Origin of the sequence: Roseivirga spongicola (assembly GCF_034376045.1) — a bacterium.
In the GTDB taxonomy this organism is placed as follows: domain Bacteria; phylum Bacteroidota; class Bacteroidia; order Cytophagales; family Cyclobacteriaceae; genus Roseivirga; species Roseivirga spongicola.
Genome location: NZ_CP139724.1, coordinates 3,203,141 through 3,229,063 on the forward strand (window position 1 = coordinate 3,203,141; position 25,923 = coordinate 3,229,063).

The window sequence follows — 25,923 nt, forward strand, 5'->3', positions numbered from 1 at the left end:
AATGAAAAAGTTAAAATATATATTCTTATTCACCCTCATTGGTGTTTTTGCCTGTGACGATGAATTCTTGGATGTAGTGCCAGAAACTTCTATAGGAGAAGAAAACTTCTTCAATACCGAAGAAGACTTGCAGATTTACATCAACAGCTTGTACAACTTTCCGGGTACCGGAAATTACAATGCCGACCGTGCCACTGATAATGCGGCAACCACAGGTAACACGGAGTTGAAGACCATGATGGTGAGCACGCCATCTTCTACCTCAATTACTGGTGGATGGAATTGGGGAACCCTCAGATCTATCAACCTTTTTCTAGAAAACTTTGAACGTGCAGATATTTCTCCTGAAAAATTAAACCACTTTGAAGGTTTAGCAAGGTTCTTCAGAGCACAGTTTTACATGGAAATGGTTAAGCGGTATTCTGACGTACCATACTATGACTTTGTAATTGATACTGACGATACTGAGGCGCTTACCAGACCAAGAGACCCAAGAACAGTTGTTGTAGATAAGATTTTTGATGACTATCAGTTTGCTGCAGATAATGTGTTTGAGAACCAGCCTTCTGGTGCTGTAAATCAATGGGTAGTTAAGGCGTTTATGGCCAGAGCAGCCTTGTTTGAGGGTACTTTTAGAAAGTATCATGATGAATTAGGCTTAACCGCCTCGGCTAACGTCTATCTGTCTAAAGCTAGAGATTTGGCCAAAGATATAATGGATAATGGCCCGTTTAGCATTCACAATACAGGTAATGTAAATTCTGACTATGCCTCATTGTTTACTGATCCTGACCTTGGTGATAATCCAGAGGTAATCTTTGCTGTTTATAGCGAAGACCAAGTGAGAAATAGCGGTTGGTCCGAAACCATTTTCGGAAACTACGAAGTGAGCCCAACCAAAGACTTATTGCAGTCTTATTTAATGGCCGATGGTTCTTTCTATTCTTCACAAGCTGGTTATGAGACTTTCAGTTTTGTAGATGAGTTTGAGAATAGAGATCCTCGTTTGTCTCAGACTTATGCCTTTCCAGGTTTCTTTCTAATCAATACTGGTACTTACTCTCAAGGTGGTGGTGTTTACGTTCAGCAGTTGGCTAAAAACTTCTCTGGTTATCATCAGATTAAAGGTTTTGTGAATGTTACTGACCAAGCTGTAATCAATAGTTTAGATTTCCCTGTAATCCGTTTGGCAGAAATGCTCCTTACCTATGCAGAAGCAAGAGCCGAGCTAGGTGAGTTAACCCAGGCAGACCTTGATATGTCCATCAACTTATTGAGAGATAGAGCAGGTATGCCGAATATGACCATGACCACAGCAACAGATCCTTTTCAGCAGGCAAAGTACCCTGGTGTAAGTGCTGTATTACTAGAGATTAGAAGAGAAAGAAGAGTAGAGATGGCCTTGGAAGGCTATAGATACGATGACCTAATGAGATGGAAGGCTGGTAAATTATTGGAAGAAGAGCCAAAGGGAATCTACTTCGATGGCCTCGGTAAGCATGATTTAACAGGTGACGGAATTGAAGATATTGTGTTGTTGAGTGAGTCTGAGTCTATTCCAGATCCGAAGGAGCAAAATTCTCTTGGCACTACATTGGTTTACTATAAAGCGGGAAATCCTGGTGAAAGTGTAGGTGTTTTCCTTTCTAATGGTAATAGTGGGCATATTATAACCGTGAACGAAAGAGGTACTTTTCAAGAGCCTAAGTATTATTACAGACCGGTTCCGGCCGCTCAAGTAACGCTTAACCCCAACCTGACTCAAATTTTCGGTTGGGATTAGGTTCTCCCTTACTGGGGTAAATAAACGGTTGGGGCAAAGGCTCCAACCGTTACTTCATTTTCAACTTTACTGATGATCTTTCCTTTATGAAACAACTTTTTGGACTACTAGCTTTTGTGCTACTACTCAGTAATTGTGCAGCGCAAAAAGAGAAAAAGGTGGTACTTATAATCATCGATGGCGTGCCAACCGATGTTTTAGAAAGAAATGAAACACCGCATATAGATTCTATAGCTGCAGTGGGTGGTTATGCACGCTCATATCAGGGTGGAGAAAAGGATGGCTACAGCCAAACTCCAACCATTTCTGCTCCTGGATATATGAATATGATTACAGGCGTATGGGGAAACAAACACAATGTTTGGGGAAATTCCGTAAAGAATCCGAACTACAACTATTGGAATATTTTTCGCGCAGCAGAAGAGCTTAAACCAGAGTTAAATACTGCCATTTTCTCTACTTGGGAAGATAATAGAACTAAGCTGATAGGCGAGTCTAAGCCAGAAGCGGGCTCTATAAAATTAGATTATGCCTTCGATGGTTTTGAGTTAGATACCGTTGCTTTTCCTCATGGCGATAGTCGTTTATTCATTCTGCAGATAGATGAGCATGTAACAGATGAGGCTGCGGTTTATATCAAAGATGAAGCGCCCGATTTGTCATGGGTTTATTTAGAATATACTGATGACATTGGTCATGCTTATGGCGATAGCCCAGAAATGGTGGAGGCTGTGGGCTTGGCCGATGCTCAGATTGGCAGAATATGGGAAGCTATTCAATACCGCGAGGCCAACTTTAATGAAGAATGGATGATCGCTGTCACTACTGACCATGGTAGACACCCATTTAACGGAAAAGGTCACGGAGGGCAAACAGTGAGAGAAAGGCTTACGTGGGTGGTTACTAACCTCTCGGATCTAAATGAGCGATTCAATGACGGTTTGGCTGTTGTAGATATTTACCCAACTGCTATAAATTTCATGGGTGTAGAATTGCCAGAGGCTCAAAAATCTGAGTTAGATGGTGTGCCATTTATTGGAAAAATATCACTTCAGTCGCCACAGGCCAGATACAATCAGGGCGTATTGAGTCTTACGTGGAAATCCATTGGCTCCGGAAATGTAGAGATACTCTATACCGATGCCAATGAGTTTGCTAAGGGTGGAACAGACGAATACATTTCATTGGGTAAAGTTTCGGTAGGTGAAGACGAGTTTCAGACTCCACTAGAGTTGAAGGCGGGCACTTATAAGTTCCTTTTGAAAGGCTACAATAATTGGGTTAACACTTGGCTAACCATTACTGACGATCAAACCACAAACAACTAATAATGAATAGAAGAGAAGTTATATCATCGCTTGGGTTACTTGGTGCAGGCGCTTTAGTTGGAGGCAAAGGCTTGAGTACTTCTAGCAGAAAACGAAGTATAAGAATTGCTCACTTAACAGATGTGCATTTACGCGACTATGAGGATGCTCCGAAGAAATTTGAAAAGTGTCTTCATGCGCTTCAGTCAATTTCAGACGCACCTGATATAATCTTTAATGGTGGAGATACCATTTTCGATGCTTTAGGTGCTGAAAAAAGTAGTGTAGAAAGACAGTGGAAACTTTGGGATAGTATTATCAAAGAAGAAAATAGTCTGCCAATAGTTCATTGCATTGGTAATCATGATGTTTGGGGTGCTGGCGATAAGTCCGATATTCTTTATGGAAAGGCTTATGCTGTAGATAAGATGGGGCTAAGCTTGCCCTACTACAGCATGGAAAAAGCTGGCTGGAAGTTCATTGTTCTAGATAGTACTCACCCTGTAGGAGAAGGCTGGTACACTGGTAAATTAGACGATGAGCAGTTTGATTGGTTCGAAAACGAATTGGCAAATACCGATTCAAATAGACCAATCATGGTAATGTCTCATATACCAATATTGACAGCCACTGGCTTTTACGAAGGGAATGAAAAAGAAGGTAATTGGGTTGTTCCAGGCAGCTGGATGCACATAGATTTCAACCGTATTAAGAAGCTTTTTCTTAAGCATCCGAATGTGAAACTATGTATTAGTGGCCATATGCACTTAGTAGATCATGTTCAGTATAATGGAGTAACCTATTGCTGCAATGGTGCCGTAAGCGGAAATTGGTGGGGGAACGAAATGTACCATGAAACTCATGCCGGCTTCGCTTTAATAGACCTGTATGACGATGGAGGTTTTGATGTAGAGTATAGAACCTACAATTGGTAAAAGAATAATAATACAGTTGTTTACCTCATGTTTTTACAGATTCAGAGCTTTGTCGTGGGCTCTGAATTTCTGTTTTTATGGAGCTAGGAATTACTGAACTGGAAAATTATGTGGCAAGAAGTAGCCGTTCAAGGTATTGGTTGGTTAGGGACAATACTCTTTATTATTGCCTACATTCAGTTGAATAGGGGAGTTTGGACAGTGAAAGACCCAAAATATCATGTCTATAATATTTTGGGTAGTATCTTTTTGGTTGCTAATACTTTGTGGGATTACTCTTACGCTGCCACTATGGCCAATCTGTTCTGGGGTGTTATAGCGGTTTATGGCTTCCTTAAATTCAAGAAAGAAGCAAAAGCTGATTAATTCAAGTTTCTCTAAAGTCTACTTTAATAGTCTCAGTTCTCTAGAAATTCTGAATGATTCTTAAGTTTAGCCTGAGACTTCTTCCGCATGGAAATGTCTATTTGTTGTGTTTGATGAAAATTGAACTATTCTAATTTTGTTATGTCAACTGCAGAAACTTGATTTTACATATCATTTATACAACTATTAAGGTTTCATTGAGATAAAATCCGTTTCCAATAAGGCTTATTCCCTATCTTAATATCGAATTCGTTACCGCCTTATAGTTCCATAAAATGTTTAAAATGTGCTTTTAAAATGCTTAAAAGCATGTTTTGAGAGCCTCCTCTCTTTTTGTTCACTCTTTTAAGATTGATTTTTGAAGCTTGACTCGTAAAAAATGCTTTGTACAACAGAATGCAGTCAGTTTTGTTTTCATTATTTAATTTGCTCCTGTTAATCACCTAAAGCCAGTATAATGAATCGAATAAAACTACTCGCAGTAGGAGCTATGTTTTTGGCTCTCATCGGTACGCTTCCTGTACACGGGCAGACCGAAAAGTCACTCGATCAGTCGTTTTCTGAAATCCTCAATAGTTCGGAGTCTTATGAAGAATATAAGGTGATAAAGACCTCAAAGCTTAATGCCTTTAGAGGTGCTATGTTCGATAGTCTAAAATTATACCGAGGCACTATTCAAAACCTGCAAGGAGAGCTGTCTGAAGTGAAGTCAGACATGGCAGAAATGAGAAGTGAGCTTCAGGCCGTTCAGCAAAGCTTCAATGACAGTCAAGCCAATTCAGAGATGATAGGCTTTTTGTGGTTCGATGTAAAGAAACTTACCTATTCAATCTTCCTTTGGTCTTTGGTGGCCTTACTCACTTTATGTTTGGCCATAATGTATGGCAGAATTAAGCACGTTTGTGGCGTGGTTAAGCGAGTTAAAGCAGCTTACTCCAAAATTGTAGAAGACTATAGAAACCAGCGTTTTCAGGCCACTGAAAAGCAAATAAAGCTCAAAAGAGAGCTACAGACGGCTTTAAACAGATTAGAGAATATTCAAGCTTCAGAGCAGCTCTAGCGCTTTAGCTTAAAAATACTTAGTAGTGTCGGATTGGTCGAGAGGCCATAAAAAAACCCCAGCAGACGGCCGGGGTTTTTTGTTGATATTAAGTGAGTTCTATTCGTAATCTGTTCTTGGCTTAGGGCCACCTGCCATAATTTCATCGTTGGCATAAGACTCAAACTTCTCAAAGTTCTTCTGGAACATTCTAGCCAGCTTGTTAGCCTTTTCGTAGAATCCTTTATCGTCTTTCCAAGTTTCTCTAGCACTAAGCAATTCGCTTGGTACTTCTGGGCAAGTCATAGGTATTTCAGCACCAAAAATTGAGTGCTTTCTGTAGCCTACATTGTCCAATACACCTGAAAGTGCCGCAGAAATCATAGCTCTAGTGTATCTCAACTTGATTCTTGAACCAACACCGTAAGGTCCGCCAGTCCAGCCAGTGTTAACCAACCAAACATTTACACCGTGCTCATCCATTTTCTTACCTAGCATCTCTGCATATTCAGTAGGGTGCAATGGCATAAATGGAGCGCCAAAACAAGCAGAGAATACTGGAGTAGGCTCAGTAACACCGGCCTCAGTACCTGCTACTTTAGAGGTGTATCCTGAAATGAAGTGGTACATAGCCTGACCTTTGTTCAATTTCAAAAGTGGAGGCATTACACCGTAAGCATCGCAAGTTAAGAAGAAGATGTTCTTTGGAATACCACCAATAGATGGTTCCGCAATGTTGTTGATGTGGTGAATTGGATAAGATACTCTAGTGTTTTCAGTCACAGAAGTATCTTCATAATTCACGGTTCTAGTGCCTTCTACAAATCTGGTGTTCTCTACAATTGCACCATACTTGATAGCTCTGAAAATGTCTGGCTCGTTTTCTTCAGTAAGGTCAATGGCTTTTGCATAACAGCCGCCCTCAAAGTTGAATACGTTTTTCTCTGTCCAACCGTGCTCATCGTCACCAATCAACAATCTATTAGGGTCGGCAGATAAAGTAGTTTTTCCTGTTCCTGAAAGGCCAAAGAAAATAGCAGTATCTCTTTCTTTAATTCCCATGTTGGCAGAGCAGTGCATAGGTAAAACGCCATCTTCAGTCGGCAACAAGAAGTTCAACACAGAGAAGATACCTTTCTTCATTTCACCAGAGTACTGTGTACCACCAATAAGAATCATTCTCTTGGTAAAGTTTACAATAGCAAAGTTGCTTTGTCTGGTACCGTCAGTTTCAGGGTCTGCCTCAAATTCTGGGCAAGAAATAATAGTAAAGTTCGGTTCGAAATCAGGAAGTTTATAATCTTCTGGTCTGATGAACATGTTGTAGCAGAACATGTTGTGCCAAGCAAAAGTGTTAATTACTCTTAGCTTAAGTCTGTGCGTTTTGTCTGCTCCAGCATACGCATCTCTAACATATACTTTCTTGTCTTCCAAGTAAGTCAACATCTTGTTATAGATCTTGTCGAAAGACTCAGGAGAAATGCCAATGTTAATATCTCCCCACCATACTTTATCTTCTGTCATTTCATCTCTTACAATGAAACGGTCTTTAGGAGATCTTCCGGTGAACTTACCGGTGTCGCACATTAACGCACCTGTATCAGTCAGGTGGCCTTCGCCATTCTTAATGGCTTCTTCTGTTAACTCAGTAGGGCTGAGGTTCCAATGTGCTTCTTTAACTTTTTTAATGCCTGCAGCTTCCAGGCCTGTTTTGGATTTCGTTCCGGTTTCTAACATGATTTTTATAGGTACTTTCCTTGTTTATGAAATCGTTTGCAAAAGTAATTATCAGGTTCGAATTTAGGGCATGAATTTTTAACAATTACTGATTTCCGTCATTTAGGGTAGAAATCCTTTCTAAATGGCATATTTACGATGGCTTTGAATGAAATGCCTTGTAATATTTTTCAGACAGTACTAATTTGGAAACTTTGCTAAAAACTAAATATCAACTATGTCAGAAATAAAAAACATAGAAGGACCTCAGATGCTTGGTCATCCTAAAGGTCTGTTCTATCTGTTCTTTGCAGAACTATGGGAGAGGTTCAGCTTCTATGGAATGCGTGCCTTGCTTACCTTATATATGGTAAACGTGGTTTTTGAAGCACTAGTAACCAGAGACTTTGCGGCAGCAGCCGTTTATTCATCTTATGGATCACTCGTATATGCTTCTACCGTAGTAGGAGGGAGAATCTCCGACAAGATTTTAGGCTTTAGAAAGTCTATTTTCTTAGGAGGTATCCTGATGGCTCTAGGCCATTTTGTGCTGGCTATTGAGAGCGATATGACTTTCTTTTTGGCTCTTGCACTTATAGTAGTTGGTAATGGTTTCTTTAAGCCGAACATTTCAACCTTTGTTGGTTCTTTGTATAAAGACGGTGACACCAGAAAAGATTCAGGGTTCACCATCTTCTACATGGGTATTAACATAGGTGGTTTTGCTGCCCCTCTTTTGTGCGGTTGGTTAGGCAGAGAGTATGGATGGCATTACGGATTCGGCTTGGCTGGTATCGGTATGTTAGCCGGACTTATCTTCTTCTGGTCAGGTATTAAGGCTGGTGTCTTTATGGACAAAGGTTTGCCACCAAGCGAAGAAGCTTTGAATAAAACTGTTCTAGGTATTAAGCAGAAAGTATTAGTGCCAATTTTGGCTTGTATTGCTGCTCCAATCATTGCTCTAATGTTGGCTTCATATGAGCCTTTATTAAATGGTGAATCATTCTTTGGAGATCAGAATATTGTTAATGTGCTCTTCAAAGGTATTGGTATTGTCATATTACTCTACATGGGGTACATTTTGTATCAGGCTAGTTTAGAAGAAAGAAAGAAGCTAGCGGTGGCACTGTTCATTACTCTATTTATGACCGTGTTCTGGGGTTTTCATGAGCTTTCTGGAAGTGTAATTACTCTTTTTGCCGATAGAAATGTGAACCTAAGCATTATAGATGCAGCTCAGACTAATGCACTGAACTCCATGTTCATCATTATTCTTTCTATTCCTATTTCATTACTATGGACTTACCTAGCTAGAAAAAAGAACAACCCTCGTACACCTTATAAATTCGGGATGGGTCTGTTATTGGCTGGTATAAGTTTCTATGTATTGGCGTTAAGTGGCGGTTCGGCCGATGAAAACGGTATGGTACCTTTCAGTTACTTGCTAATTATGTACTTCTTACTTTCAGTTGGTGAGCTATTTATGTCGCCAGTAGGGCTTTCTAAAATTACTGACCTTTCTCCTAAAAGAATTGTAGCTTTTATGATGGGTATTTGGTTCTTGTCTAGTGCCTATGCCTTCCAAGTGGTGGGCTTCATAGGCAAGAAATTGGCTGTGGAAAGCACTGGTTCTGAAGTAAGAGGCTTCGCAACTTTAGATGTGTATATTGGTGGTTTTGAGCTAATTGCACAATATGCAATAGGAGCTGGAATAATAGTCTTTATTCTTTCTCCGATACTTAACCGTTGGATGCAAAACGTACATTAGAACAACCTATCCATTTATATAATTACAAAGCCGCCTCAACAATATGGGCGGCTTTTTCATTAGATTTAGATATACCAAAAGATTAAGATGAAAAAAACACTCAAACATCTGGTTGGGCTGGCTTCAGCAAGTGTTATACTTGCTTTTACAGCATGCCAAAGCCCTACAGAGTCTCCTACAGACGAGTTTTCACTCGACTATGAGAAATATGAATTAGACAACGGCTTAGAGGTTGTCTTGCATCAAGATAATTCAGACCCTAAAGTGGCTGTGGCAATTCTATACCATGTAGGTTCAAATAGAGAAAAGCCTGGAAGAACTGGTTTTGCACACTTTTTTGAGCATATGCTCTTTCAAAACTCTGAGAATGTAGGTCCTGGAAATTTTATTAAGTATATCAATGAGTTAGGGGGAACCTTCAATGGAGGAACTTCAACAGACCAAACCGTTTACTTTGAAACCGTACCTAGCGATGCGCTGGAAAAAGTGCTTTGGATGGAGTCGGACAGAATGGGCTTTTTTATCAATACGGTTTCAGAATGGGGCTTAGAGAATGAAAAGCAAGTAGTAAAGAATGAGAAAAGGCAAGGTGTAGACAATAGACCTTACGGACATAAGAGCTACGTTCAACTCAAGAACCTATACCCAGAAGGCCATCCATATAGCTGGGACGTTATTGGTAGTTTAGAAGATTTGCAAAATGCTACAATTGCCGATGTAAAAGAATTCTACTCCCAGTTCTATGGTGCTGGTAATGCTACTTTAGCTATCGCTGGCGATATAGATATTGCCAAAGCTAAAGAACTGGTAAATAAGTATTTCTCAGAAATAGGTTCTGGTCCTGTGGTTGAGGCAATGAACCCTATGCCTGCAGTGTTGGATGAAACCAAACTTTTCTATCATGAAGACAAGTTTGCCAATCTGCCAGATTTGGAGATGATTTACCCAACTGTAGAGGAGTACAATAATGATATGTGGGCCTTAAATATGCTCGGTCAATTATTGACTGATGGCAAGAAGTCGCCTCTTTACAAAGTGGTTGTGGAAGAAAAGAAGCTAGCACCAAATGTATATGCATATAATAGTTCTGGAGAAATAGCAGGAACATTCAATATTGGTGCTAGAGCTTTTGATGGAGTAGACCTCAATGATTTAAGAGATGCCATTTTTGATGGGATGGAAAAGTTTGAAAAAGAAGGCTTTACCGATGAAGATTTGGCAAGAATTAAAGTAGGTGCAGAGACAGGTGTTTATAATTCAGTATCAAGTGTATTTAACAAAGCATACCAGCTTGCCAGCTACAATACCTTTACTGGAGACCCTGGCTACATAACTAAAAACCTGGAAAAAACGCTCAATGTAACTCGTGAAGATGTTATGAGAGTGTACAATAAGTACATCAAAAATCAGGATTACTTGGCTACTAGCTTTGTGCCAGTGGGGCAGAAAGAATTGGTGCTAGAGGGCTCGGTTCAGGCCGAAGTTGTGGAAGAGCCAATTGTTCAAGGGGCAGAAGGAAATCTAGATCAATATGAGAGAAATGTGGAATTTGAAAAAACTGCATCTCAGATAGACAGGGCTGCAATTCCAGCGTTGGACGGTGATTTAAGCTTTGCTCCACCAAGCATAACAACTGATGAACTCTCTAATGGCATGAAGGTATACCACATTTACCAAGATGAGCTGCCTATGGCTCAGTTCAGCATTAGACTTAAAGGAGGAATGTTTTTAGACAACCCAGAGAAGGTTGGGGTGGCCGCATTGCTAGATAATATGCTAATGGAAGGAACAGCCAATAAAACGCCAGAAGAGCTCGAAGAAGCCTTAGGTCAGTTAGGGGCTAGTGTTTACGTTTCATCTTCTAGAGAATACATTACCATTTCTGGTAACTCTTTGGCCAAAAACTATGATGAGGTATTGACTTTAGTAAAGGAAATTTTGTTAGAACCACGTTGGGATGAGAAGGAGTTTGAAAGAATCAAAAGTTCTGCTATCAACTCCATACAGCAGTCTAATGCCAACCCGAATGCAATAGCATCTCGTGTTTTCAATGAAGTGCTTTATGGTAAAGATCATATTTTCTCTAAGCCAACTTCGGGCACAATGGAGTCAGTTTCTAGTATCACACTTGAAGACTTAAAAGACTATTATAGAGATAATTTTTCTCCATCTGTGGCTTCCTTCCATTTTGTAGGTGCAATTTCTAAAGATGAGGTAATGACTTCTTTGGAGCCATTGGAGTTATGGATTGCTAAAGACGTAACCTTTCCGGAGTATGAGGTGAAAACTAATACTGAAGAGTCCAGAATCTTCTTTGTAGATTATCCAGATGCAAAACAATCGGTCATCAATATCGGACGAATTGCCATGGAAGATGGTAACGATGATTATTCGGCAGCTTCGGTTTCTAATTACCGTTTAGGTTCAGGTTCAGGTTCAATCTTGTTTAAGGAGTTGAGACTTGAGAAGGGCTATACTTATGGCGCTTACTCTGGCTACAGCCGAACTATGGATGGTGCTGTTTTTCAGGCTTCTTCAAGCGTAAGGAGTAATGTAACCAGAGAATCTGTAGATCTATTTAAGGACTTGTTAGATAACTATAGTACCGATTTCTCAGATGAGGATTTGGAGGTAACCAAGAATTCAATTTTGAGAAGTAATACGCAGTCTTACGAGACATACGGTAGTCTATTGGGTATTCTTCAGAATATTTCTACTTATGAGCTGCCATTAGATTATATAGAAAAGGATGAAACCAAGCTAAAAGCTATGGATAAGGCGGAGATCAAGCGAGTGATTGACGAGTTTATGAATCCTGATAACTTGGTATACGTTGTGGTTGGAGATGGAAAAACTCAGCTGCAAAGATTGAATAATACTGGATTAGGAAAACCAGTAGTGATTAATAAAGATGAAGAGTCTCTTAAAATAGATAAGTAAGAGACTAATCGGTAAATTTCTAAAGGAGGCTGTCTCAAAAGCTAATTGTCATTCCCGACTCCGTCCCGACATATCGGGAGATTCCCAGCTTGACTGGGAATGACGAATATAATAGCTTCAGGGATGGCCTCCTTTTATTGATTAAGAACATCATGAACTATCTGCTGTAGTTCAGGTATAACCTCATCTGCAAACCAAGGATTTTTACGCATCCAAATTCCATTTCTAGGGGAGGGATGAACCAGCGGAAAGTAGTTTGGTAAATAGTCTTCAAAAGATCTTACCGTTTCGGTTAAAGTCTTCTTTCTGCCTTCTAAATAGTAGCCCTGAGCATACTGACCGATAAGAAGCGTAAGTTCTATGTTTGGCATTTTATTGAGGAGCTTATTATGCCATGTTGGGGCACATTCTGGGCGAGGAGGTAAGTCTCCAGACTTTCCCCTTCCAGGATAGCAAAAGCCCATTGGCACTATGGCGAACAGCTCTGGATTATAGAATTCCTCTTCTGAAATATTCATCCACTTTCTCAGGTTTCTACCCGAAGGGTCATTCCAAGGAATTCCTGATTCATGTACTCTGGTTCCCGGGGCTTGTCCAATAATTAGAATCTTAGATTTGACATGGGCACGAACTACAGGCCTTGGCCCCAAAGGGAGATGTTGTTGGCAAATAGTGCATTGCTCAATTTGGTTTAGTAATTCATCCATAGTTAAAGATTACAATTAATTCAACTACATCTTGTCAAGTAAACGATGTTAGCTTTTAACCAACCCATATTTAGAAAGTACCGACTCTATTGGGACAATTTCTTTAGGAGCACTCTGGTTCGTGTCTAAATCCAAATCCCACCAGCTAGTGTTATACCATTTACCATTCTTGTAGCCTATGTTTTTCATTTCCCCAATATGCCTAAACCCAAGAGCCAGATGAAAACCTATACTAGCATCGTTTGGAAGTGTAATTACGGCTATGGCTTTGCAGAAATTCATGGCTTTTAGCATGTCTAGAAGTAGTAAATAGAGCTTCTTAGCAATACCGAGCTTTCGATATTCCGGATGCACATACACAGTTACTTCTTGGTTCCATTGATAGGCCTGTCTGCTTCTATGGTCGGTAGCATAAGCGTAACCAACCACCTTGCCTTGTATCTCTGCAACCAACCATGGAGCCTTTTCACTGTAAGCCTTTATTCTTTCCTCAAAAGCCGATAAAGTAGGTACTTCAGTTTCAAATGAAGTTGCTGTATTTAGTACTAATGGCCCATAAATCGCCAGCATATCTAATGCATCATCAACCTTAACTAGCCGAACAGAAATAGATGGTTTCATGCTGAAATGTAGGTAAAAATATAGGAGTGTAAATGAGAAATCGTCATCCATATAAAAACATGAATCTTAGCTGAGCGAGTCAACTGATTGAGGTTGTGCTTGGATTGTGGCGGTTGAGTTGAACCAGTAAGTATAGGACCAAAGCTAGACGTTGACTTTGATGTAAAAGAAAGGTCGAAATCTTATGTTAGTGATTTGATTTTGAGTTGTTTGAGAAACATAATGGTTTTAGTTTCTGACAATCTGTTTTATCAGCTAATTTTGAGCCATGGATAAGTTCTCTAGCTCGGAGCTGATATACTTTGTGGATTTGGCCGGAACCTTTGTATTTGCCGTTTCTGGTTGGCTTTTGGCCTCCAAAAAAGAGTTAGACTTTTTTGGAGCCGCGGTTATATCATTCATTACCGCAGTTGGAGGGGGTACACTTAGAGATGTACTTATAGGAAGTACGCCTGTTGGGTGGATGCAAGACATTAACTATCTGCTCATTATTGCCTCGGCTATGTTGGCTACGGTATTTTTTAAGAGGATTTTTGAGAAGCTTCGTAGAACCATGTTTTTGTTTGACTCCATCGGAATAGGCCTTTTTACTATTCTTGGTGTTCAGAAAACCCTAGGATTAGGTCTATCTCCAGTAGTTGCCATTATGATGGGTACCATTAGTGCTGTATTTGGAGGTGTACTTAGAGATACTCTAGTAAACGAAATTCCACTGATTTTTAGGAGAGAGGTTTACGCTACTGTTTGTGTGGCGGGTGGTACCACCTATTGGTTGTTAGGAGAAACTTCACTTAACGATGAGTTGAGGGTAATTATAACCATAGGCTTAACCATAACCATTCGAATATTGGCAGTTGTGAATAACTGGACTTTTAAAGCTGTTAAGTAGTTATTTTTTCTTCTTTTTGGCCTTAGGCTTGTAGTAGAATGAATCTGCCAACGGACTGGTGTAGAAGCCCCAAATTAGAGAAAATGTAACAGCGTTTCCGCTGTAGTCAACCACTGAGTTTAAAGAGTAATCGGCAACGTTGTATTTCAATTGAAGCCCCAAATATTCGCGATAGCTCAAGTTGTATTTATAGCCCATACCGATGTTGAAATTATAAGTCAAGACACTTGCCCCATCAATTCCGGCATCTTCATCTTCTTTAAGTGCATCAAAACCATCTAAGCCAATACCAGCCAAAAGTTGAAGCTCATTATTACCCCATCTGGTTATCTCTCTGCCAATATCTACACCAAAATAACCTCCAAAAAAATGCTTAGTGTTTTCTAAAGGACTTGAAGCTCCATCCCTTCTAGCTTCATAGCCATCTTTCACATTCAAGAACTTAAAGCTTAGAGTTAAGTCGTAAGTCAGTTTTTTCTTTTTGCCACCAATGAAAAAGCCCAAGTTTGGGTGTGTGCCCAAAACATTTAGTTCGCCAGTCGGGCTCCATGTTCCACCAAAAAGGCCAGAATGCAGCTTTGTAGTGTTTTCAATGCTTTGCACTTTAAAATCATATAGGTACCGTACTTTGGTATTCGAGTATCTTTCTTCACTCAACATGCTATGCACATTAGGAGACGGGGAGGCATAGAATGATGCTAAAAATGCCTCGGTACTAGATTCTTCAAAATCGTTTATCGCACCTTTGGCCATTCTGGAAAGTAGCACATTAAAGTCGCTATTAGGGTGAACATAGTCGTAAAGGCTAGAGGTCCAATTGTTAAACTCTATTCCTTCACTAGCATACATTATTTTATGCTGATAGCTCATAAGGTAGTCCATCAAGTTAGAAGGCAATTCAGACTCCTCAAAAGTATTACTGTGTAAGCTTAGAATGGTTTTAGCTCTAAAAACAGGTTCTACTAAGCCACATGTTTTCTCCCAATAATTCAGTAACATTTGGGCAGAATCTAGTTCATTAACGATCATGTAAGATTCAAAGAGTTCGGTAGAATTGATGGCTACATCAAAGCAGTTGATGGTTCTTTTTACCATCATCTCGTCAAAACTCTTATTCTGGCTAAATGAAGCTAAGGAAGAAAGCAAAAGCCCTAGGCAAAGAATGAGTCTATTCATCATGTGAATTTTAAAAGGCCAATGATACGAATATTGGGCTTTTGTCAATACAGTTATTTTGTGAATCGCTTCACAAGGAGCAAGTGCCTACTTTTCAATCAACTTGGAGGTTGTTGGAAAGCATATCGTAACTATTGGTTGCGCGATAGTTAAAGTCAAAAGACTCCATTAATTCTCATAGACTACATTAACATCTTGCTTAAACCACTCAGGGTACATTGGAGTGTGAATAGCTTCTACTCTATTGCGTTTTACCTTTAGAGAAGGTGTCATTAGGCCGTTTTCTACCGACCAAACCTCTTTCATTACAACTGCCTTGGCAACCTTTTCATAAGCTTCTAGGCTGGGGTTAATATCGGTAATGGTTTTCCAGATAGATTGATTGAATTCTTCTCTAGACTTCTTTTTCCCCATCTCTGATGGAACTACCAGTGCAATAGGCTGTGGTATGCCCGAACCTACAATGCAAACTTGGTCTACATCATTGTTTTTAAGAATTTCCAGTTCAATTGGTGCTGGAGAAATGTACTTGCCTTTGTCAGTTTTGAACTGATCTTTAACTCTGCCAGTAATGGATAAATAACCATCATGATCGAATTCTCCAATATCTCCTGTGCGCAGAAAGCCATCTTCAGTAAACATTTCTGCTGTTTTTTCAGGCTCTTTGTAGTAGCCCTTCATAATGCAGTTACTCTTTATGAGTATTTCACCATCGGCAGATAGTTTAGAGGTTACCCCCGGGAGAGGCCTTCCAACTGTACCGAACTTATTTTTTCCTGGTAGGTTGAAATGAGATAGTATACAGTCTTCTGTCATTCCATAGGCCTGATTAATTTCTATGCCCAGCTTTCTGTACCATTGCTGTAAGCTCATGGCAATTGGAGCCGCTCCTGAGAAGTTTACCACTGAGGCTGAAAGCCCCAATTTTTTCTGAATTTTCTTTTTAACTAAGCTGCCAATAAGTGGTAAACCCAACAGCTTGTCGAGCTTTTTCTGAGGCATTTTTTCGAGTATCTTCTCCTGAAATTTTTGCCAAATTCTTGGTACGCCAAAAAAGGTTTGTGGCTGAACAGAGCTGAGGTCTTCAGCAAAGGTTTCTAAAGACTCAGGAAAGCTAACGGTGCCACCTCTAAATATGGAAGACATTTCAATACCAGCTCGCTCTGCAATATGTGTCATTGGCAGGTAAGAGAAGTACCTTGGGTTAGGGGGCATTTTAATTTGGTCTATAGCAGTGTTGATCAATTGATCAAAGGCAGCATAGGTGTGCATTACTCCTTTGGGGTTACCAGTGGTGCCAGAAGTGTACATTATGGTCATTAAATCTTCTGGCTGCGGAGTATGTATTTGTTCGCTAGGCTCGTTTTGAGCAAGAATTTTCTCCCAAGTTTGCTCTTCCACCACGCCATACATTTCTACCCCAATTTTTATAATATCTGGAATGCCAGACTGCTGAGAAGCATAGTCATCTAATTTCCCTACAATAATTGCTTTAGACTCGCTATGCTCAAGAATTTCAAAGATGGTTTCAGCTCCAAATGTAGGGTAAATAGGAATTGAAATACATCCAGCAGCCATTATGGCCAAATCGGCCATCATCCAATGGGCACAGTTCTTAGAAAGAATAGCTATGTGGTCGCCTGGCTGAATACCTAAGTTCTTCAGTCCGGAAACCATTTTTCTGATCTCCACATCCGCATCCTTATAAGTGTACTCAATGAAGCTTCTATTGATAGGTTGTCTTAAGAACACCTGATTGGGGTTTTTCTTTGCCCAATAGCTAAATGCCTCTAAGGCGGAAGAGAATTTTTCCATAATAAGTCGAGTTTGGCTTAGGAATATACTGAATTATGGTTCGATTCTTGTCAATCAAATCCAGATTCTCGTTTAATAAAAATTTGTCTTAGTACTCTAAAAATCAATTGTCAATTTTGTAAGACAGTATCGTTGTGGCTATTCAGGTTTAGAAATATTCATGGTCGATGAATTTTCTTACAACCAATCTGAAAATGCCCGTGTCGAAAAAGTATGGTCAAAAACATCACAATAACATTAATGCTCTTACTACCTATTTGGGCATTATCGCAAGAAGAAGATTCAGTAAAAGTATTTCAACAGGTTGAAGTAGGTTTTGGCTTATTAGCAACCAGTCCAAAGGCTTTACCTTTCTGGATGAAGCACAACAATAGTGGTAGATTTACAGACGCTCAGGCTGGTGCATTATATTCTCAATTGCATTATTCGGGCAATAGTGAACTGGCTAAGTGGCTCAAGCCAAGCTGGGAGTTTGAGGGGCTAGTTTCTGCAGGCAATAATGGTTCTTATGCCTCTATAATTCAGGCCAATGTAAGTGTAGGACTGCCTTTGGTTACTATCTCTGGAGGGATAGATGAAGAGTTTTTTGGTCTTAATGATTCTACACTTTCTGTGGGCAATCTCTTTTATGGTAACAATGCACGGCCAATTCCTAAGCTTCGCATTCAAACCAATGGATGGATAGCTTCACCTGTACTTTCTAAACTACTTTCTTTTAAAGCCTACCTTGCTCACGGCTGGTTCGATTCGGATAGAACTCAATCTAAGGCTTTTCTTCATCAAAAGTATTTGTATGGCCGTATGCAATTGTTTAATAGTAGATTGTCTCTTGTGGCAGGACTAAATCATAGTGCGCAATGGGGAGGTCAGAACTTATCGCAAGAGAGTTTTCAACCTACTGGTTTTAAGAATTATGCGAGGATATTCTTAGGAATGAGTGGAGGAGGAGATGCCTTACAAACCGATCAGAAAAATGCTCTTGGTAATCATTTGGGTACATACAATTTAGGAGGAAGCTACAGGTTTAAAGGTGTCACTCTTACAAATTATTGGGAGTTTCTGTGGGAGGATAGTTCTGGACTAAATCCTTTAAACTGGCGCGATGGTATGGTGGGGCTAAGTCTTAAACTTCACCAGTCGGGCTGGGTAGACAGGTTTGTAATTGAAGTAGTAAGAACCAATGATCAGGATGCTTACAAGGTTGGTGAAGATGGTGTGCCCTTTTTAGAACCAGATCACTTTTTCAATAATAGTGTGTATAGTTCAGGCTGGACTTACGGAGATAGAATAATCGGATCTCCTATGTTCTTGATATTCGATGTAAAGAATAGCGCTAGAAATAATGTTCAGAATAAGATTAACGCATTCAATATTGGTATTGGAGGTAGCTTTAACGCTCTAACATATACCTTAAAATATACCAACTTTAAGAACAATGGAACCGTATTTAAGCCTTTGGAAACTAGCTTGTATGTTAAGGTAGTTGATCTAAACCTGCAGTACAGTATTAACAAGCATTCAAACTTAGGGCTCAGAGCTAACTATCAGCAGTCCAATTTTGAGTCAGGCTCAAACTTCGGACTGCATTTTAGTTATAGCCATACCTTTGGCTTCTAGGTAGGCTTATTGCTGATCGTTAAAACTGATCATCCAGTTAATGCCGAATTGATCGGTTAACATGCCGAAATAATCGCCCCAAAAAGTCTGTGCCATTGGCATCTTGGCCTCGCCACCTTCTTGAAGTTTATTGAAAAAGTTGTCTGCTTTTTCTTTGCTATCGGTGGTTATTGAAATAGAAAAGTTATTGCCTTGTTGATAATCTGCAGCCCATTCGCCACCAGTATCGCTTCCCATTAACACAGTTTCTTTGCTAATAGGCAGACTTACATGCATTATTTGGTTTTTCATTTCATCTGAAACAGGTGGCATACCTTCTTGAGGAGGCATCTCCCCAAAAGTGCTTTCCGAAGCAAAATCGCCTCCGAATACTGAGCGATAAAAATCAAATGCAGTTTTGCAGTTGCCGTTAAAAGTGAGGTAAATATTAATGGTGGTCATAATAAAAAGTTTGAGTTTTTAATAGATCTCAATTTACCGAATCTACCAGTTAATCCTACGTTGTCTTAGCATTGAATTAAACGATTAATACAGCTTCTACTATAGCTCATCACACTCAAACCCTTGGCTGTTGAGTATAGTAACCACAGTATCGGGCAGTAGGTCTATAGTTTCTACTCTTAAAATTCTGTCTTTATCTTCTAGGTCGAAGTTCCAAGAGTCATAGGGTAGAAGTATGTTGAGGAATGCACCCACCATTGAGGCTTGCTTTTCGCTTTTTACGGAAGTTTTAAAAACGTGTATCATGAGCGGTTGAATTGTCTATTGATTGATAAGTTCTTCATAGGTTTGCTTGAGTCTTTTCCGCAGGTATTTAACTGCATAATGCTTTCTAGAGAGAAGGGTGTTTATCGATAGGCCCGAAGATTCAGCGATTTCTTTTACTGGTAAGCCATCTAGTTCTGTTAACTCAAAAATGCTTCGCTGTTCTACAGGTAATTCGGTAAGTGCTTCTTCAAGTTCTTCCCACATCAGAGAGCGTATATATAGGTTTACTGGACTTTCAGATTCATCTGTTTTTGGGAATAGAGAAGTAAGAATGTCTTCCTCTTCATTATACTCCGATTCCAAGGGGAGGCTGCTCTCTTTTTTCTTTTTACTCTTATTGATGATGAGATTTTTTGCTACCCGAAAGAGCCATCCAGATAAGTTTTCTATGGGGTTATGAGTGGTTTCAACGGTTTTTACGAATTGGAAAAACACATCTTGGGCAATATCTTCTGCATCTTCATGCGAAGGCACCCGAGTTTTTATGAAAGAACTGATTTTAGGTTGATATTCCTTGATCTGTCTTTCTAGTTCTTCCCTTTGTTCGTTATTACTCACTATCTGAATCAGCTTTTTCTTTCGTGTCTGATTCTGAAAAGCAATTGCCTTGTTGTTCCATCCACTCGGCAATTTTTTTCTTTTTAAACCAAGCTTTGCGCTCTTCTGGGCTCATGCTCATCCACTTTTCTTTCCCTTTTCGGCCACCCCACTTGTGTTTATGAGAGTGTTTTTGTTTGCCTCCCATACCAGAAAAGAGAATTCTGGAGAGAATAAATAGCCCAAGGGCCTGCCAAAAGTCAATAGTAGTAAGTCCGAAAATTTCAGGCATTAGCCAATTCCAGAGTAGCATAATCACCGAGCCAAATAAGAAGAGTGCTGCTGCTCCAAAGAGTGGGTAAAAGAAGTACTTGTATTTATGTATAACCTTTTTCATTGTCAGATTTTTAAATCGTGCCTTTGTATTGGTAGACAAATGAAAGAGGAAAATATTTTAGGTCTGAATAATTAATTTAATAGATTTAGAAATTATAGTTCTCAAGTTGAATAGAGAGGTTAATGTTTTATGCTCAGTTAGTTAGAGACAAATTTTAAGCCTACTATAGAAATTATTAGGGTGGTAATAAAGAAAAGTCTCCAGAAAGTTGCTGGCTCTTTGAATACTAGAATTCCAATTAACACAGTACCAACCGCACCTATACCAGTCCATACAGCGTAAGCGATTCCAATTGGTAGCTGTTGAGTAACTTTAACCAATAAGAGCATGCTTGCAGATAGACAAGCTAAAAAACCTCCATACCAATATGTGGCTTCCATTCCGGTAGATTCTTTCGCTTTCCCTAAACAGGCGGCAAAGGCTACTTCAAAAAGTCCGGCAATTATTAGCAGTATCCAGTTCATTTGAGGTTTAGTTTTCTGTTTCATCATCTGTTTTCGTATAGCACTTATCGGTTTCTACACCTGCTTTTGCATGATATAAAAGTAGATAGACTATTCTGAAAAATAGTGATCTTCCAAAGGTTTGAGGTGCTTTTTCTTTTCCTTAATCGGGCCTATTTTCTAGAAGGAATAAGCAATTTTGAAGTTAAGGTCTAGGTTAGCACTGAAAGACTGAGTAGGTCTATTTGAGTCGTATTCAATGTCAAACCATTCCCAGTAGGTAGCACTAAGCACTAAACCATGAGGAGTGTTTTTATGAGAAACATTTCTGTATCTCAAACCCACTCCAAAATAGCCGTCTACCAACAAACGTTTGGTTAAGTAGTATTCTATGCCAAACCGAGGAACCATGGAGATGAAGCGTTTTTCTATGCCTATTAGGCTCCATATAGCCACAGGCTCTTCTTGTTGAATAAAATCTTGCGGTTCAGAGTAGCGAAGAACAGCTTCATGGTTTTTATGGAGGTACTCTAAATTCGCACTAAGATAAAAACGTGAATTAGTGGTGTTTCGATAGTAGCGTTTCAATTCTAACCCTAGACTAAAACCAGTGGCATTTTTTGCCAGATCTGATTGGGCAGGAATAAATTGTTTGTAAGCAATTTGCGCAGCATACTTGATTCCTAATGCTCTTTGGTAAGATAATTCTATACCGGGATGTTGATTACCCAACGGTGCTAGAGGTGTTAATGAAAGCCGATTTGGCTTGTTCAAAACCATTGAGGTATCCATTGGAAAATAGGGGAGGTACGAACCTTTTTCCATATTCACGAAAACGTTTTTAGGGTAGGTCCATTTTCTTCGGGTTAACTCATCAACACCAAAACCCAACCAATAGGGGGAGAAGACATTCAAGTAATAGAGTCCCACCTTTTTTGGCCTGATATTGATTTGTCGTTCGTAGTCTTTATTAATAAAAGTAAGCGTAATAGGCTGTTTTTTATTTCTGTATACTCCGGCAAACTTGTTGGTGTTTTCATGAACCAAAGTATCGCCTTTGAATACATAATCAACATTTTCACTCGTCTGAAAGGTGATAACGCTCTGTCTTTTATTAAGTAAAGTTGCACATGAACTTATACTCATGCATATAAAAAGTACGCCTAATACCTTGAGTGTTGATGCCACAATCACACAAGATAGAAAAGGGAGGCAAACTTGATATTATGTATGGATTAAATTTAGGCGTTGCAACAGGTTTCTTAAAAATACAATGTGCATTGTCCATTGCTGCTTTACTCATAAAACCGATAGATAGCCCATGAGTAAGCTAACTTGTGCTTAGAGAACTATGCTTTTGATCTTTGCAAAGTGCCAGAGAGTTAGCGTAAAACTTATATGCCAACCGATTCTCTGTTGCAATGGTCAGCTTTAATTGCTTTAAGAGTGCAGAATATCTATTTGTGCTGCCCATTGTTTTGCCAGTTTTTTCTATTACCAAGAGTAGAATTGTTCAGTAACATTTGAGCTTACATAAAATTGTCTCCCCATTTACTTAACAAATATGAAAATAATAATTACTTTTACTTTTGTTAAGTAAATTGAGTAGGTCATGAATGAACATTCATTGGGTGAGTTTGAAGAACTAGTGTTGCTGTTGGTGGCTGCCCATAATCAGGAAGCATACGGAGTGATGATTCTTGAACTGCTTGAACAGAAACTGGAGAGAAAACTGAATATCAGTGCGGTACATGTAGCCCTTAAGCGCATGGAGAAAAAAGGGTTTGTAGAATCATCTTACGGTGGAATAACTAATGAAAGAGGGGGGAGGCGCAAGAAGTATTACAGTATTACATCTTTAGGGAAGAAGGTACTAGATCAACAATACCAGGTTCGAACTAGCATTTACAAACAAATTCCTAATCTCTCATTTGGTCAATGAGTACGCAACCTCCAAAAAGAGCACTAAAATTCCTGCGGTGGTTTTGCAGGGAAGATTACCTAGAAGAATTCGAGGGTGATTTAATTGAACTCTTTGAGAAGCAATATGAAAGATCTCCAGCTAAAGCTAAACTGAAGTTTTTCTGGGGAGTCTTACGTTGTTTCCGCCCATCATTTATACGGTCATTTAAAATTTTCAAAAACTCAAACACGTTTTTCATGTTCAAAACTCATTACAAAATCGCTTGGCGAAACCTAAGACGTCAGCCCTTTTTTACCATGCTCAACACGCTTGGGCTTTCAGTTGGAATGGCAGGAGCCTTGCTCATAGGCCTGTATATAAACTATGAACTTAGCTACGATAAAATGTTTGCCGATGCTGATCGCATTTACAGGGCTAACATAGACAACCGTACTAGCGGTGAGAGAAGTATTTACGCATCGGTTTCAGGGCCACTGGCCAATGTGTTGCGTGAAGATTTTCCTCATGCCGAAATGGTTACACGCTTTCAACACATAGACGGAATGCTTATCAAGTCTGCTGAGGCCGATGAGAATGTAAAGGAGGAGAAAATGGTGGCGGTAGACGAAACCTTTTTTGCAATGTTTGGGATTCCGCTGCTATCTGGCAATGAAGCTACTGCATTAAAGGAGAAGAACAGCATTGTATTAACGGAAGAAGCTGCCCAAAAGCACTTTGCTCCTAATGAGGCCTTGGGTAAAGAACTTGTACTAAATAATAATGAAACCTATTTGGTCACTGGAGTTATTGAGAAACTGCCTAATAATTCATTTCTGGCGAACCATTCTGCCTTTATTTCGCTGAGTTCTTTAGAAGAGGCTGATAGCCCAGCATGGAATAATTGGAACTTCCCCACCTTTGTGAAACTCAGCTCATCAGATCGCGAACCAGACCTTCAATCATTTTTATCTGGTGTAACTGAGAATTATCTAGTGCCATGGGCCATGGAGTTTGTGCCAGGTCTAACATTAGAAAACTGGCGAGAGCAACAGGAGATTTCAGGAAACTATCTTAGCTTCAATGCTATTGCTCTTACCGACATTCATTTGCATTCTCCCAATATGAAGGGGGAGTTCAACCTAAATGGCGATCTGAAGGATATTTATATACTGAGCTTTATAGGTTTATTTCTACTGTTGCTGGCTTGCGTGAATTTTATGAATCTGGCTACCGCCAAGTCGCTAAAACACTCGAAAGAAGTAGGTATACGCAAGACACTTGGTTCCAAAAGAGGAAATCTTATTTCCCAGTTTCTAACCGAGTCTTCATTAGTGGTTTTTCTTTCTATGCTGGTGGCATTGATGCTGGTGGGCTTGGTTTTACCTCACTTCAATCAGTTTTCTGGCAAACAGATATTTATGCCTTGGGGAAGCCTGACTTTTTGGCTGCTGATGATGGTCTGTACACTGGTGTTGGGTATTGTGGCTGGTAGCTACCCTGCATTGATGCTTTCTCGTTTTTCACCCTTGAAAAGTCTTAGAAATGCTTCGGAAGGCAGTGCAGAAAATGGTCGAATCAGAAATTCTCTGGTAGTGTTTCAATTCATAATTAGTGTATTTCTAATTGCGAGCACTCTAGTGGTCTATGAACAATTGAAGTATATACAGAACAAGGATTTAGGCTTTGAAAAGGAGCAGGTGCTTGTGTTGAATAATGTAGATGCTCTAAAAGAGAAGTCAAAAACACTGAAAGAAGAGGTGTTAAGGATTTCGGCAGTTAAAAATGTTTCTGTGAGTAGTTTTTTGCCTACACCTTCAGATAGAAACGGTACAACCTTCTTTAAGAAAGAAGACATGAGTCCTGAGAGTGCTATTATCATTGGTAATTGGCGTGTAGACCATGACTATATAGAAACCTTAGGCCTTGAATTACTAGCAGGCCGTAGTTTCGACAAGCGTTTGGCTACTGATTCCAGCGCAATTATTCTTAATGAATCGGCAGTAAAATTACTGGGTCTTACCCCCGAACAAGCTATTGGTTTGGAACTTACGGACGATTTTAAAAGGCCTGATCAGGAGAACATGCGATTGATCACGGTCATTGGTGTGATTAAAAACTTTCATTTTGAGTCGATGAGGAACAGTATAGATGCCATGAGCCTGAAGCTTGGTAGTGATGCCCAGAGGATGATGGTTAAGTTTGCACCTTCTGACTTCAACGAGAGTATTGCCAGAATAGAAAGGCTTTGGGATGAACTTGCTCCAGGCCAGCCTTTTGAATATTACTTTATGGACGATGCCTTTAATTCAGTCTATGAGGCTGAAAACAAACTGGGTAGAATATTCATGCTGTTTACCATACTTTCGGTTATAGTAGCCTGTCTTGGACTATTTGGTTTGGCAGCCTTTAACGCAGAAAAAAGAGCCAAGGAGATTGGTATAAGAAAAGTGCTGGGGGCTGGTGTTTTGCACCTAACTTCTTCTTTAACCATAGATTTCTTAAAGTTGGTTGGTTTAGCCATTCTCGTTTCTCTCCCTTTGGCCGGATATTTCATGAACCTTTGGTTGAACGATTTCTCTTATCGGGTATCAATTCCTTGGTGGATTTATTTGGTTTCAGCCCTGTTGGCCATTGGCATTTCCATTGTCACTGTAAGCTTTCAAAGTGCTAAAGCAGCCATGAGCAACCCTGTTAATGCACTTAAGTCTGGATAGGCTAAGAGCGTAAGCTCTTCTCAAAACAAACACTATTCTCAATGCCTATGTATTGACCATAGTTTTTAGTAACCAGATAGCCATGCTTTGTATAAAGTGCAATGGCTTCTGGTTGTCTTTTGCCGGTTTCCAACACACATTTTGAGTAGCCCAATTCTGCAGCCCATAGCTCAAGTTCTGCCAATAGTTTACTGGCAATACCTTTTCCTCTTTGTGTTTCTAGAACGTACATGCGTTTTATTTCTACAGAAATACCTTCTTCAAAAGCCTTGAAGGCACCGCAGCCGACAGGCTTATCACCTTCATAAACCACAATGCAGTTTTTGAGCGAGTCAATTTTATTGAATTGGGCATAGTAAGCATTATCTGCACCATCACGATGGGCTAAGTCAGCATCTAGTAATTCAACTAATGCTATAAAATCAGGGTTTGAAGAATCTGTTCTAACTATGTTCACCTATCTAATATTACTATTCTATGGC

At 39.7% G+C, this 25,923-nt stretch carries 23 protein-coding genes and 1 pseudogene; 12 read left to right on the top strand and 12 right to left on the bottom strand.

Going from position 1 to position 25,923, the window contains the following annotated elements; translation table 11 throughout:
- The first annotated feature begins 1 nt into the window (after position 1).
- The 5 genes from T7867_RS14350 (at position 2) to T7867_RS14370 (ending at position 5,451) form a co-directional block, all read left to right on the top strand.
- Complete coding sequence (locus T7867_RS14350) at positions 2 to 1,783, top strand: RagB/SusD family nutrient uptake outer membrane protein (RefSeq protein ID WP_068222992.1); 1,782 nt, start codon at positions 2 to 4, stop codon at positions 1,781 to 1,783.
- 86 nt (positions 1,784 to 1,869) lie between these two features.
- A complete protein-coding gene (locus tag T7867_RS14355) occupies positions 1,870 to 3,111 on the top strand; it encodes an alkaline phosphatase family protein (RefSeq protein WP_068222989.1) in 1,242 nt (413 codons plus the stop codon).
- 2 nt (positions 3,112 to 3,113) lie between these two features.
- On the top strand, positions 3,114 to 4,025 hold the full coding sequence (locus tag T7867_RS14360; protein ID WP_068222986.1) for a metallophosphoesterase family protein: 912 nt from the start codon (positions 3,114 to 3,116) through the stop codon (positions 4,023 to 4,025).
- A 108-nt stretch (positions 4,026 to 4,133) separates the two neighbouring features.
- Positions 4,134 to 4,391 carry a CBU_0592 family membrane protein gene (locus tag T7867_RS14365; RefSeq protein WP_068222983.1) on the top strand — a complete coding sequence of 86 codons (258 nt, stop codon included), beginning with the start codon at positions 4,134 to 4,136 and terminating at the stop codon, positions 4,389 to 4,391.
- A gap of 457 nt (positions 4,392 to 4,848) precedes the next feature.
- Positions 4,849 to 5,451 (top strand): hypothetical protein, encoded by a 603-nt coding sequence (locus tag T7867_RS14370; RefSeq protein WP_068222980.1) that lies wholly within the window; start codon positions 4,849 to 4,851, stop codon positions 5,449 to 5,451.
- 99 nt (positions 5,452 to 5,550) lie between these two features.
- On the opposite strand, the gene pckA is transcribed toward T7867_RS14370, so the two are convergent.
- Positions 5,551 to 7,167 (bottom strand): phosphoenolpyruvate carboxykinase (ATP), encoded by a 1,617-nt coding sequence (gene pckA, locus T7867_RS14375; RefSeq protein ID WP_068222978.1) that lies wholly within the window; start codon positions 7,165 to 7,167, stop codon positions 5,551 to 5,553.
- 217 nt (positions 7,168 to 7,384) lie between these two features.
- On the opposite strand from pckA, the gene T7867_RS14380 reads away from it, so the two are divergent.
- Complete coding sequence (locus tag T7867_RS14380; RefSeq protein ID WP_068222974.1) at positions 7,385 to 8,914, top strand: peptide MFS transporter; 1,530 nt, start codon at positions 7,385 to 7,387, stop codon at positions 8,912 to 8,914.
- Between the two features lie 87 nt (positions 8,915 to 9,001).
- Positions 9,002 to 11,854 carry a M16 family metallopeptidase gene (locus tag T7867_RS14385; RefSeq protein ID WP_322299470.1) on the top strand — a complete coding sequence of 951 codons (2,853 nt, stop codon included), beginning with the start codon at positions 9,002 to 9,004 and terminating at the stop codon, positions 11,852 to 11,854.
- Between the two features lie 134 nt (positions 11,855 to 11,988).
- Here the strand turns inward: T7867_RS14385 and T7867_RS14390 are convergent, their stop codons facing one another.
- Both T7867_RS14390 and T7867_RS14395 read right to left on the bottom strand, forming a co-directional pair.
- Entirely contained in the window at positions 11,989 to 12,561 is a 573-nt protein-coding gene (locus tag T7867_RS14390) for a uracil-DNA glycosylase family protein (protein WP_322299471.1), read from the bottom strand.
- 48 nt (positions 12,562 to 12,609) lie between these two features.
- Positions 12,610 to 13,182, bottom strand: coding sequence for a GNAT family N-acetyltransferase (locus tag T7867_RS14395; RefSeq protein WP_322299472.1), 573 nt, complete (start codon positions 13,180 to 13,182; stop codon positions 12,610 to 12,612).
- Positions 13,183 to 13,450: 268 nt separating this feature from the next.
- Here T7867_RS14395 and T7867_RS14400 point away from each other — a divergent pair, with 268 nt between their 5' ends.
- On the top strand, positions 13,451 to 14,071 hold the full coding sequence (locus tag T7867_RS14400; RefSeq protein WP_068222968.1) for a trimeric intracellular cation channel family protein: 621 nt from the start codon (positions 13,451 to 13,453) through the stop codon (positions 14,069 to 14,071).
- On the opposite strand, the gene T7867_RS14405 is transcribed toward T7867_RS14400, so the two are convergent.
- The gene (locus T7867_RS14405; protein WP_322299473.1) at positions 14,072 to 15,250 is read right to left on the bottom strand and encodes a hypothetical protein; all 1,179 of its coding nucleotides are present in this window, start codon (positions 15,248 to 15,250) and stop codon (positions 14,072 to 14,074) included.
- Positions 15,251 to 15,415: 165 nt separating this feature from the next.
- Positions 15,416 to 17,062, bottom strand: coding sequence for an AMP-binding protein (locus T7867_RS14410; RefSeq protein WP_322299474.1), 1,647 nt, complete (start codon positions 17,060 to 17,062; stop codon positions 15,416 to 15,418).
- 240 nt (positions 17,063 to 17,302) lie between these two features.
- Between T7867_RS14410 and T7867_RS14415 the strand changes: the two genes are divergently transcribed.
- Positions 17,303 to 18,679 carry a capsule assembly Wzi family protein gene (locus T7867_RS14415; protein ID WP_322299475.1) on the top strand — a complete coding sequence of 459 codons (1,377 nt, stop codon included), beginning with the start codon at positions 17,303 to 17,305 and terminating at the stop codon, positions 18,677 to 18,679.
- Between the two features lie 6 nt (positions 18,680 to 18,685).
- On the opposite strand, the gene T7867_RS14420 is transcribed toward T7867_RS14415, so the two are convergent.
- The 6 genes from T7867_RS14420 to T7867_RS14445 form a co-directional block, all read right to left on the bottom strand.
- Positions 18,686 to 19,120: a VOC family protein gene (locus T7867_RS14420; RefSeq protein ID WP_273274427.1), complete on the bottom strand. Its 435-nt coding sequence runs from the start codon at positions 19,118 to 19,120 to the stop codon at positions 18,686 to 18,688.
- Positions 19,121 to 19,219: 99 nt separating this feature from the next.
- Positions 19,220 to 19,426 carry a hypothetical protein gene (locus tag T7867_RS14425; RefSeq protein WP_273274429.1) on the bottom strand — a complete coding sequence of 69 codons (207 nt, stop codon included), beginning with the start codon at positions 19,424 to 19,426 and terminating at the stop codon, positions 19,220 to 19,222.
- 15 nt (positions 19,427 to 19,441) lie between these two features.
- The gene (locus T7867_RS14430) at positions 19,442 to 20,005 is read right to left on the bottom strand and encodes an RNA polymerase sigma factor (RefSeq protein WP_322299476.1); all 564 of its coding nucleotides are present in this window, start codon (positions 20,003 to 20,005) and stop codon (positions 19,442 to 19,444) included.
- On the bottom strand, positions 19,998 to 20,381 hold the full coding sequence (locus T7867_RS14435; RefSeq protein ID WP_068222951.1) for a hypothetical protein: 384 nt from the start codon (positions 20,379 to 20,381) through the stop codon (positions 19,998 to 20,000). The genes T7867_RS14430 and T7867_RS14435 overlap by 8 nt, the downstream gene beginning before the upstream one ends.
- Positions 20,382 to 20,518: 137 nt before the next feature.
- The gene (locus T7867_RS14440; RefSeq protein WP_322299477.1) at positions 20,519 to 20,845 is read right to left on the bottom strand and encodes a DMT family transporter; all 327 of its coding nucleotides are present in this window, start codon (positions 20,843 to 20,845) and stop codon (positions 20,519 to 20,521) included.
- Between the two features lie 159 nt (positions 20,846 to 21,004).
- Positions 21,005 to 22,012 carry a hypothetical protein gene (locus T7867_RS14445; RefSeq protein WP_322299478.1) on the bottom strand — a complete coding sequence of 336 codons (1,008 nt, stop codon included), beginning with the start codon at positions 22,010 to 22,012 and terminating at the stop codon, positions 21,005 to 21,007.
- 424 nt (positions 22,013 to 22,436) lie between these two features.
- Between T7867_RS14445 and T7867_RS14450 the strand changes: the two genes are divergently transcribed.
- From T7867_RS14450 to T7867_RS14455, 3 genes and pseudogenes are all read left to right on the top strand, one after another.
- Positions 22,437 to 22,766 (top strand): PadR family transcriptional regulator, encoded by a 330-nt coding sequence (locus T7867_RS14450; protein ID WP_068222943.1) that lies wholly within the window; start codon positions 22,437 to 22,439, stop codon positions 22,764 to 22,766.
- A pseudogene (locus tag T7867_RS19695) lies at positions 22,763 to 22,936 on the top strand (permease prefix domain 2-containing transporter); the annotation flags it as partial. The gene T7867_RS14450 and the pseudogene T7867_RS19695, both read left to right, overlap by 4 nt.
- A 48-nt stretch (positions 22,937 to 22,984) precedes the next feature.
- Positions 22,985 to 25,441: an ABC transporter permease gene (locus T7867_RS14455; protein ID WP_322299479.1), complete on the top strand. Its 2,457-nt coding sequence runs from the start codon at positions 22,985 to 22,987 to the stop codon at positions 25,439 to 25,441.
- Position 25,442: 1 nt separating this feature from the next.
- Here T7867_RS14455 and T7867_RS14460 read toward each other — a convergent pair whose 3' ends face one another.
- On the bottom strand, positions 25,443 to 25,898 hold the full coding sequence (locus T7867_RS14460) for a GNAT family N-acetyltransferase (RefSeq protein WP_322299480.1): 456 nt from the start codon (positions 25,896 to 25,898) through the stop codon (positions 25,443 to 25,445).
- Positions 25,899 to 25,923: the final 25 nt, after the last annotated feature.